7 protein-coding genes are annotated in these 8,125 nt (G+C 62.9%); 1 reads left to right on the top strand and 6 read right to left on the bottom strand.

Going from position 1 to position 8,125, the window contains the following annotated elements:
- Positions 1–30 precede the first annotated feature (30 nt).
- The 6 genes from A7K61_RS13635 to A7K61_RS13660 form a co-directional block, all read right to left on the bottom strand.
- A complete protein-coding gene (locus tag A7K61_RS13635) occupies positions 31–978 on the bottom strand; it encodes a D-isomer specific 2-hydroxyacid dehydrogenase family protein (protein WP_069557771.1) in 948 nt (315 codons plus the stop codon).
- A complete protein-coding gene (locus A7K61_RS13640; protein WP_069557772.1) occupies positions 975–2,144 on the bottom strand; it encodes an acyl-CoA dehydrogenase family protein in 1,170 nt (389 codons plus the stop codon). The genes A7K61_RS13635 and A7K61_RS13640 overlap by 4 nt, the downstream gene beginning before the upstream one ends.
- Positions 2,145–2,305: 161 nt before the next feature.
- Entirely contained in the window at positions 2,306–3,646 is a 1,341-nt protein-coding gene (locus tag A7K61_RS13645; RefSeq protein WP_044270768.1) for an LLM class flavin-dependent oxidoreductase, read from the bottom strand.
- A 10-nt stretch (positions 3,647–3,656) separates the two neighbouring features.
- On the bottom strand, positions 3,657–4,631 hold the full coding sequence (locus tag A7K61_RS13650; RefSeq protein ID WP_069557773.1) for an ABC transporter substrate-binding protein: 975 nt from the start codon (positions 4,629–4,631) through the stop codon (positions 3,657–3,659).
- Between the two features lie 82 nt (positions 4,632–4,713).
- Positions 4,714–6,297, bottom strand: coding sequence for a rhodanese-related sulfurtransferase (locus tag A7K61_RS13655; RefSeq protein ID WP_069557774.1), 1,584 nt, complete (start codon positions 6,295–6,297; stop codon positions 4,714–4,716).
- On the bottom strand, positions 6,294–6,905 hold the full coding sequence (locus tag A7K61_RS13660; protein WP_044270771.1) for a cysteine dioxygenase: 612 nt from the start codon (positions 6,903–6,905) through the stop codon (positions 6,294–6,296). Before A7K61_RS13660 ends, A7K61_RS13655 begins: the two co-directional genes overlap by 4 nt.
- A 213-nt stretch (positions 6,906–7,118) precedes the next feature.
- Here A7K61_RS13660 and A7K61_RS13665 point away from each other — a divergent pair, with 213 nt between their 5' ends.
- Positions 7,119–8,024: a LysR family transcriptional regulator gene (locus A7K61_RS13665; RefSeq protein ID WP_032896831.1), complete on the top strand. Its 906-nt coding sequence runs from the start codon at positions 7,119–7,121 to the stop codon at positions 8,022–8,024.
- Positions 8,025–8,125 lie beyond the last annotated feature (101 nt).

Raw genomic sequence — 8,125 nt, forward strand, 5'->3', positions numbered from 1 at the left:
GACTGACACACCGCCTTCGCGAGCAAGCCCTCAAGCATTCGCTAGGTTACTTAACTCAAGGCCCGCCACATACCGTTCCAGATTTGCCAGGAACGTATCCGCAATTTCTTCCTTGCTGTTGGTCGAAATAGCCGAAGTATGCGGCGACAGCCGTACCCTCGGATGGCTGTACAGCGGGTGCCCGTCGGGCAGGGGCTCTGGCTCGGTGACGTCGAGGGACGCCAGGCCGATCTGGCCGTTATCCAGCGCGTGCAACAGCGCTTGCTGATCAAGCAGGCCACCGCGGGCGATATTGATCAGGTGCAGCCCCGGCTTGGCGCTGGCCAGTACCTTACGATCGATGATATGCCGCGTTGCTTCCGTCAGGGGGGCCGCCACCACCAGGTGATCGGCGCGGGCAAACAGGTCGTGGATGTTGTTGGCCGCTTCCACACCATCGAGGCCGAACGGCGTTGTGCTTTGACGCAGCGCCACGACCTTGAGCCCCAGTGCCAGGGCCTTTTGCGCCAGGCTTGCGCCAATCGCGCCAAAGCCCAAAAGGCCCAGTGTGGTGCCTTTGAGCGGGCGCAGCGCGGTGAACTGCCATTGGGCATCCTTTACCCAGATATCCGGCAAATGCTTGGACGCGGCAAAGATCGCCGCCAGGGCGAACTCGGCCAGGTTATCGGCGGCGCTGCCGCGGGAAGTGGTCACGGGTGGGCCGTTGAACAGCCACCGAGGATAGAAGTCGATACCCGACGACACCAGGTGCACCCACTGTGCGCCGTAGGGCCAGCCCGGTGGCGGGGTGTCGGGGGCGATGTAGCCACGCACATTGATCGGGCGCAGCAGCAGGATATTGGCGTGGGGCGGCAAGTCACTGGGCACACCGACCGGCACGCCGATTACCTGGGCGTGGGGGTGCAGTGGCGCAAGTCGCTCACGGATCACCTGGTTGAAGTCTTCGTCCAGTTGGCTGGCAATAATCACCTGGCTCATGTGCGTTCCTGTTGGCGCTGGTTGAACACCGCTTTGCCGACGCCTTGCAGTACGGCGTCATTTTGCGGAGTGTGGACGCGGCTGCACAGTACATCGCGGTAATGCCGTTGCAGTGGGCTATGGCGTGACAGGCCAGGGTTGCCCGAGGCTTCGATGGCCAGCTCGACCGCACGGATTGCATTGCCGGTCACCAGGTACTTCACCTGTGCGGCATTGGCTGTTGGCGTGTGGCCCGCGGCGGCAGTGTCGAGCAGGCTGCGGTTGGCAAACAGCAACGTGTCGATATGGCCGACGGTCTCCTGAAAACGCGGCAGGGTGGACAATGCAGCGCCGAGATTTGACGGCTTGCGCTCGTCCAGCCAGTGCACCAGCCAGTCCCGTGCCGCCTGAGCCACGGCGTCGTACACCGACGACAGCAACACCGACATCCACAGGAAGCCTTCGCCATCCAGCTCCGGTTGCGGGGCGCTCCAGGGGCTGACACTGACCGCATGGTCCAGGGGCACCAGAACGTTGTCGAGCACCACCTCATGGCTACAGGTGGCGCGCATGCCCAAGTGATCCCAGGTGTCGATGATGCTGACGCCGGGGCTGGCCTTGGGCACCAGCCAGGCGCCTACCAGCGGGTCGGCGTCGTCGCTGCGCGCCCACACGCTGAACCAGCTCAGGCCATGGCTGCCGGTGGAGTAGAGCTTGCGCCCACTGATACGCCAGCCGTCGGCGGTGCGCACCGCGGTGGTGGCCGGCAAACCGCCACGGGCCGGGGTGCCCAGGTCGGGTTCGACACGCAGGGCATTGATCAGCGCGCCGTTTTGCACCGCCTCTTGCGCGACCTGCACGCGCAGGTGTGCGGGCCAACTCTGGCTGTCTTGCAGGCGTGCGTGTTGCAGGTACTGCATCACCAGGATCAATGCCGTGGACGGTTCGCCCTTGGCGATGGCGCTGATGACCTTGCGCGCCTGGACCAGGCTGGCGCCACCGCCGCCAAGTTTCTTCGGCACGGTCAGGGCGAGGAGGTGGTGTTGGTGTAGAAGTTTGAAATTGGCGTGGGGGAAGGCGCCGCTTTCGTCATACAGGTGCGCGGTACTGGCCAGCTCGGCGCTGAGGTGGTCAAGCAGGGCGTCGAAATCGACGGCTTCCACAGCCTTGAGAGACGGTTGAGTCATAAGTTCTGTACTCGGTCAAAAGTGTGGCAGGGCGGCAAGCCCTGAACACCTGTAGGAGCGAGCTTGCTCGCGAAAAACGTCAACGATAACGCGTACTTCCTGAATAAACGCGGCGCCTTTGAGTTTTTCGCGAGCAAGCTCGCTCCTACAGGGGAGGGCCTTCAGGCCAGGGCTTGTTCGGTGGCTTCAATCACGCTGTAGCGGTTCGCTGGCACCTCCAGGCCGAGGTTGTCGCGCAACGTATGGCCGCTGTACTCGGTACGGAACAACCCCCGCTGTTGAAGCACCGGCACCACCAGCTCAGTGAAATACTGCAAGCCATCCGGCAGCACCGAATTGATGATGAAACCATCGCTGGCGCCGCTCTCGAACCAGGTCTGGATCGCGTCCGCGACCTGTTCCGGGGTGCCGACAAAGTCGCGCTGGGGCCGCGAGAAACGCAGGGCCACTTCGCGCAGGGTCAGGCCTTCGTCACGGGCCAGTTGCTTGATACGCTCGGAGCCACCTTTCTGGCTGTTGGCGCCCAGGTCGCCCAGTTCGGGGAAGGGCGCATCCAGCGGGTACTGGCTGAAATCATGGTCGTTGAACGGCCGGCCGAGGGCGACGATGGCGTCTTCCACCGTGACCAGCGCCACGGCTTGCTGGTAGCGGCTTTCCACTTCGGCCGCATCACGCCCGACAATCGGGCGAATGCCAGGCAAAATCGACAGGCTGTCCGGGTCGCGGCCAAAGCCCTTGGCGCGGCGTTTCAAGTCGGCGCTGTAGGCCTTGCCCTCGTCGATAGTGTCCACATGCACGAAAATCGCATCGGCGTTTTCAGCGGCAAAGTTACGCCCATCCTCCGAAGTGCCCGCCTGGAAAATCGCCGGTTGGCCCTGGCGCGAACGCGCGATGTTCAGCGGGCCTTTGACCGAGAAGAATTCGCCCTTGTGGTTAAGCGCATGCAACTTGCCTGGGGTGAAGAATTCGCCGCTGTGTTTGTTATAGGCAAAGGCATCGTCCTCCCAGGAATCCCACAGACCCTTGACCACATTCAAATGCTCCTTGGCGATGCGATAACGCACGGCGTGGGGCGGGTGCTCGGCCTTGCCGAAGTTATCGGCGGTGCCGCTCAGCCACGAGGTGACCACGTTCCAGCCGGCGCGGCCGCCGCTGATGTGGTCCAGCGAAGCGAACTGGCGTGCCACCTGGTAAGGCTCGGTGTAGCTGACGGTCACGGTGGCGACCAGGCCGATGTGAGTGGTCAGCGCGGCCAGGGCCGAGAGGATCGTCAGCGGCTCAAAGCGGTTGAGGTAATGGGGGCTGGACTTGGGGTGGATATGCAGGCTGTCGGCGATGAACACGAAGTCGAACCGGGCGGCTTCGGCCAGTGCGGTCTGCTGCTTGTAGAAGCCGAAATTGGTGCTGGCGTCGGGTTGTGCCTGCGGGTGGCGCCATTCGCCCCAACCGTGGCCGACGCCGTGCACCATGGCACCGAGTTTCAATTGACGTGGCTTGCTCATGTTCTGCTCCTTAGCGCGAGGCTTGTTCGAGGGGGATACGCTGGGCGTTGAAGCTGGAATCGAAGCCCTGGGAGACGTCGATGTGTTGGCTCAGCAGGCCTTCTTTTACATAGGTGTCGGCGGTGGCTTGCAGGCCGTGGATCACCGTATCGTCAATCGTGACGGGCGACAGATGAGTGTCCTTGGCCACTTCGATATGCACGGCCAGTGGCAGGCCAGTGATCTTGGCCTGGGCAGCGGCGTATTGTTCGGGATGGGTATTGGCCCAGGCGTAGGCGCGATCAATGCGGGCGACAAAGTCGTCCAGTTGCACGCGCTTGTCGGCAATGGCTTGGCCTGTGGCGGCGAAGTACAGGTGATTGCTCAGCAGGTGCTTGCCGCTGACCAACACACGAGCATCGCTTTGTGAGGTGACCACGGTGGTGTAAGGGTCCCATGTCGCCCAGGCATCGGCGGTGCCGTTGTCGAGTACCAGCCGGGATTCGGCGGGCAGCAGGAAGATGAACTGCACATCCTGGGTGGTCAGCCCGGCATCGTTCAGGGCCTTGATCGCCAGGTAATGCCCGATGGAGCCGCGCCCGGTGACGATTTTCTTGCCCTTGAGATCGGCCGCGGTCTTGATCGGTGAATCCTTGGGCACCAGCAGCGCGGTGGTATTACGGCCTTCGGCATGGATGATGCTGATCACCTTGATCGAGGCACCGGCGCCGAGGGCGAACACATAAGGGGCATCGCCCAGGGCGCCGACATCCACGGCACCGGCATTCAGCGCTTCGCCCAGGGGCGAGGCCGAGGGGAATTCCGACCATTTGATCTCGTAGGGCACGTTCTGGCTTTCGCCCGAGGCTTCCAGCAGCGCCTTGATCGTGGATTTCTGGTTGGCCACGCGCAGCGGTTGCAGGTCGCCAGCCTGGACGGTAGAAAGCAGGCCGAAGGCGAGGGCAGCGCCCAGCAATAGGCGTTTGAATGGAATGGCGTACAGCATGGGCAAAACTCCAGGCGTTAGGTAAAGGAAAGTACCTCCGCCTGGAGAAGGGGTCGGTTGAGCGAAACGGTGCGGCGGTGAATCAGATCACGTAGAAACCATGGGTGCCGTCGCGGGCCAGTTGTTCCACGAGGCCGAACTCCCAATCCAGGTAAGCCTGCATGGCTTCCCGTGGGTTGTCGGTGCCTTCGTAAGGGCGGCGGTAGCGGTCAATACGCGGGGACGCCAGGTGGCTTTCGCCTGACTCAAGGGGCAGTTGCGCCTGGATCCAGCCGGCCGTGCCGTCCTGCAGCAAAAAGACCGGCTTGCCGGTGAGCGCCTCGACTTCCGGCACCGCCAGGCGCGCCAGTTGGCTGCTGCCGCAGGTCAACACATAGCGCTGGGCGCTCGGTACCTTGGCCAGAGCCTCTGGCAGTTGCGCGCGAAGCACCCACCAGGCGCCGGGGATATGACGTTTCACGTAGTTGGCGCTGGCGGTGAAGTCCAGCACCAGGGTGTCGCCATGGCCGAGCCAGTCGGCAAGGGTGTGGGGGCTGATCAGTTCGGCCTGGGGCGGTTGCGGGACTGGCGCGACCCATGCCCCGCGCTCGCTGAAGTGCTCCGCTTGCAGGTCATCCAATACGTACACCTGCCAGCCCAATTGGGCCAGCCATGACGCGGACATATTGGCGCGCACGCCGTCGTCATCCACCAGTACCAGGCGCGCACCGCGCACACTGGCAACGTGGTCGGTTTCCTGCACCAGTTGCCCGCCCGGGGTGGCGCGGGCGCCCGGCAGGTGGCCGGCTTCGAATTCTTCTACGGTGCGCACATCGAACAGGTAAGTGGTGCGTGTCGCGTCCTGTTGCCAGCGCTGCAGATCATTGAGGGTGGCACGTTTTACCGAGGCTTTGTCGGCAACACCACGGGCCTCTTGGGCGGCGAGCTGGCGATGGTTTTCCGAGGTCGGCGCAAAGCGGCGCGCCTGCCCATGGGCGAGGGTCTGCCCGGCCAAGGTCCAACCGATGGTGCCGTTGCGCAGGGCCGCCACCGGGTTGGGGAGGCCGGCATTGATCAACGACTGGGTGCCGATAATGCTGCGAGTGCGCCCGGCGCAATTGACGATGATGCGCGTGGCCGGATCGGGCGCCAGCTCACGGGCGCGCAACACCAACTCGGCCCCCGGCACGCTGATGCCCGTGGGGATGCTCATGGTCTGGTATTCGTCGAAACGCCGTGCATCGAGCACCACCACATCGGCCTGGCTGTCGAGCAAGGCCTGGACCTCTTCGGCGGCCAGGGACGGCGTGTGACGCTGGTTCTCCACCAGTTCGCCAAACGCCTTGCTCGGTACATTGACGTCGATAAACAACTCGCCACCGGCCCGGCGCCAACCGTCCAGCCCACCCTCCAGCAGGCTGACCTGGGTGTAGCCCAGTGCAACCAGGCGTTCGGCGGCGCGCTGGGCCAGCCCTTCGCCGTTGTCGTACAGGGTGACCTGGGTATCGCGGCGTGGAATGCGCGCGTACACCTCCAGTTCCAGCTTGGACAAGGGGATATTCGCGGCGAACAGCGGGTGGGCCTCGGCAAAAGGGGCTTCCTCACGCACGTCGATCAGCGCGACTTCTTCGCGTGCCAACAGGGCCTGGCGAATCTGCGCAAAGCTGCGGGTCGATAGGGTGGTCATAGGGCAGGGCTCTTTTCTTTGGACAGGTCCCAGATGTTCGGGAGATAGGCGTTGGAATAACCGGAGATAAACAGTTTTTCGCTGCCGTCGGGTTGATACACCGCCCGGCGCACCGCGCCGATATTGGCGCCGTATACGTGGATGCTGATGGAAACTTGGTCGTCGTGGGCATTGCTGACCTGATGGATATCGCCGACCTTGGGCGACACCGCCTCGACCTGGCCGGGCAGCAATTGCACGGGTTCGCCTTGCGCTACCAGGCTGCCGCCCGACGCCCGGGCAAACCCCTGGGAAAACTCCGCCCCGCGCAACATGCCGATCAGTCCCCACACCCTGTGGTCATGAATCGGCGTGCGTTGCCCCGGCCCCCACACAAAGCTGACCACGCTGAAGCGCTGGCGTGAATCGGCATGCAGCAAGAATTGCTGGTAGCGCTCGGGGTCGGGCTGGGCGAATTCGTCGGGCAGCCAATCATCGTGGCTGACCAGTTGCGCCAGCAGCTTGCCGCCACGGTGCAGCAGGTCGCCTTCACGCGGGTTGCCGTCGATCAATTCCGCCAGGGCGCCTATGAAGGCTCTGAGTCTCTCGGGGTGTCGGGCCTGGGTCATGACCATTCCATCGGGCTGTTGGTGTTCCTTTATCTAAGCATAATGTTTATTTTTAATATGCTATTTTTTAATGATTAGCTTATAGCTGAAGGTAATTTAGAACCGGTTTGAATAGCGTTAGACGTTATTGATTGCAGGGTGGGCTATCCAGACCTGTGTGCGGCCACTATGCTTCACGCACATCTTAATGACTGATCTGTATGTGCGGCCCAAATGAAAATTGACGATATCGATGCCTTTGTCGAAGTGATTCGTTGCCAGTCCATCAGCCATGCCGCCGCGTCGTTGCAGCTGACCCAGCCAGCCATCACCCGCCGCGTGCAGAACTTCGAGCAGGCCCTGGGGGTGGAGTTGTTCGACCGCAACACCAAGCCCCTCAAGCCGACGCTGATCGGTACCCGTGTCTATGAGCAATGCCGGTTGATCCTGCGCGAGATGGATGCCCTGCGCGAACTGGTGGCCACCGATGCTCCGCCCACCGGCGTGCTGCGCCTGGGTGTACCGCAGACCATCGGCGATGTGGTGCTGCTGGACGCGCTCAAGCACCTGCGCAGCGAATACGCCGACTTGCGCGCCCAGGTTGCCACCGGTTGGGGCAGCCAATTGGTCGGCAAGATCGAACGCGGCGAACTGGATGCGGCGGTGGCGTTGTTCCCTGCGGGCAAGATCTTCCCGGACAACCTGGTGGGTGAGTCCATCGGCAAGATGGAGTTGGTGGTGGTGTGTGCCAAGGCGCAACTGCCGAAGAAGCCGTGCAAGCTGGCTGACGTGTACCAGAGCGGTTGGATCCTCAACCCGGACGGCTGCGGGTTCCGTGCGGGGTTGCAGCGCACCTTGTCTGACCAGGGCCTGGCGCTGCGGGTGAACCTGGAAACCTTTGGCACTGAACTGCAACTGGGGCTGGTGGCCGATGGCCTCGGCCTTGGCCTGGTGCCACGTCCGTTGCTGGAACGCAGTGCTCATCGCGAGCACCTGGCGGCGATGCCTCTCAAGGACTTCAAACCGGTGATGGATTTGTGGCTGATCTATCCGCATTTTCTCGGCAACCTGCAAGGGCCGGTGGATGCGTTTGGTCAATGGGTGGCGGATGCTTTGCACAAGATTCGCAGCGCTGCCTGACGTCCTCCCAGCCGACACCTATCTACCTGACACCCCACAATCCAAATGTGGGAGCGGGCTTGCTCGCGAAGGCGGCCTGACAGTCAACACAGTTGGATGGT

It is taken from the genome of Pseudomonas sp. AP42 (assembly GCF_001728935.1).
In the GTDB taxonomy this organism is placed as follows: domain Bacteria; phylum Pseudomonadota; class Gammaproteobacteria; order Pseudomonadales; family Pseudomonadaceae; genus Aquipseudomonas; species Aquipseudomonas lactis.

What these genes read in the sequence shown, in the direction of transcription:
- A7K61_RS13635 (WP_069557771.1), bottom strand. Translation starts at nt 978, where the DNA reads ATGAGCCAGGTGATTATTGCCAGCCAACTGGACGAAGACTTCAACCAG.
- A7K61_RS13640 (WP_069557772.1), bottom strand. Translation starts at nt 2,144, where the DNA reads ATGACTCAACCGTCTCTCAAGGCTGTGGAAGCCGTCGATTTCGACGCC.
- A7K61_RS13645 (WP_044270768.1), bottom strand. Translation starts at nt 3,646, where the DNA reads ATGAGCAAGCCACGTCAATTGAAACTCGGTGCCATGGTGCACGGCGTC.
- A7K61_RS13650 (WP_069557773.1), bottom strand. Translation starts at nt 4,631, where the DNA reads ATGCTGTACGCCATTCCATTCAAACGCCTATTGCTGGGCGCTGCCCTC.
- A7K61_RS13655 (WP_069557774.1), bottom strand. Translation starts at nt 6,297, where the DNA reads ATGACCACCCTATCGACCCGCAGCTTTGCGCAGATTCGCCAGGCCCTG.
- A7K61_RS13660 (WP_044270771.1), bottom strand. Translation starts at nt 6,905, where the DNA reads ATGACCCAGGCCCGACACCCCGAGAGACTCAGAGCCTTCATAGGCGCC.
- A7K61_RS13665 (WP_032896831.1), top strand. Translation starts at nt 7,119, where the DNA reads ATGAAAATTGACGATATCGATGCCTTTGTCGAAGTGATTCGTTGCCAG.